Source organism: Faecalibacillus sp. TM498 (assembly GCF_020589955.1).
In the GTDB taxonomy this organism is placed as follows: Bacteria; Bacillota_I; Bacilli_A; order Erysipelotrichales; family Coprobacillaceae; genus Faecalibacillus; species Faecalibacillus intestinalis.
In genome coordinates this window covers 1-849 of record NZ_JAJDKB010000129.1, presented here as the reverse complement: position 1 = coordinate 849, position 849 = coordinate 1, and the positions used below count along the sequence as shown (strand labels likewise).

Annotated in this window: 1 protein-coding gene; it reads right to left on the bottom strand. The window is 31.0% G+C overall.

Going from position 1 to position 849, the window contains the following annotated elements; all coding sequences use genetic code 11:
• The coding region (locus tag LJD32_RS14980) for an IS110 family transposase (protein ID WP_227392825.1) at nucleotides 1-587 on the bottom strand (587 nt) is incomplete at its 3' end.
• Nucleotides 588-849: the final 262 nt, after the last annotated feature.

Below are 849 nucleotides of genomic sequence, written 5' to 3'. Positions count from 1 at the left end.
ATATCTGTATTGGCGATATTTTCAGCACTCCCAAACATTTTAAGAATATTCATATAAACAATGCCATATTTAGAATTGAACAGTTTATTGAATTCAGGAAACACGATATCGATACATTTTTGAAGACGATTCTTATAGACATTTTCCTCTTCTTTCAAATTATGATGATGTCTTGTCAGCTGTTTTTGTTCATAAAGATCAAAGCTGTTGACTTTAGTGATACGATATTGTTTTTTACGCTCAGGAGTATCAAGAACATCACAGATATTGATTGTATCGAGCTTATCATTTTTAGTAATACCACCTTGCATCTTACGATTGAAATCAGTTGTTTTAGGATTAATTAAAGCAACAGTATATTGTAAGTCTAGAAGGTATTTCAACAAAGCAAAATGATAATGTCCCGTATCTTCCATACCAATAAGAATAGAATCTTTTGGATAAGATTTGATTTTTTGTACTAGAAAATCAAAACCTTCTTTGTCATTAGAAAAAGAAACAGGCTGAGAGATGATCTCACCAGTTTGTTGATCCATGACACAAAAGAAATGTTTGTTTTTTCCAATGTCGATGCCAATTAATTTCATATGTAAAAAATCCTTTCAAAGTAAATTATGTGAAATGGTGTCCACAACACTTAAACCACAAAACCTGGTTCAAAATAGGAATTCAAAGACTCATCTAACTAATCATTGTTTAGGAATAAGGTGTGGTAAGAAACTCCTCAAAGTAGTCGAGCCACAAGGAGTAAAATACAAATCCACATTCACATATTTCAATATTACAGAATACACAAAACGTAATCAATCGCGGATAAATAAGATTGATAGAAAGGAATGTATATTGTAG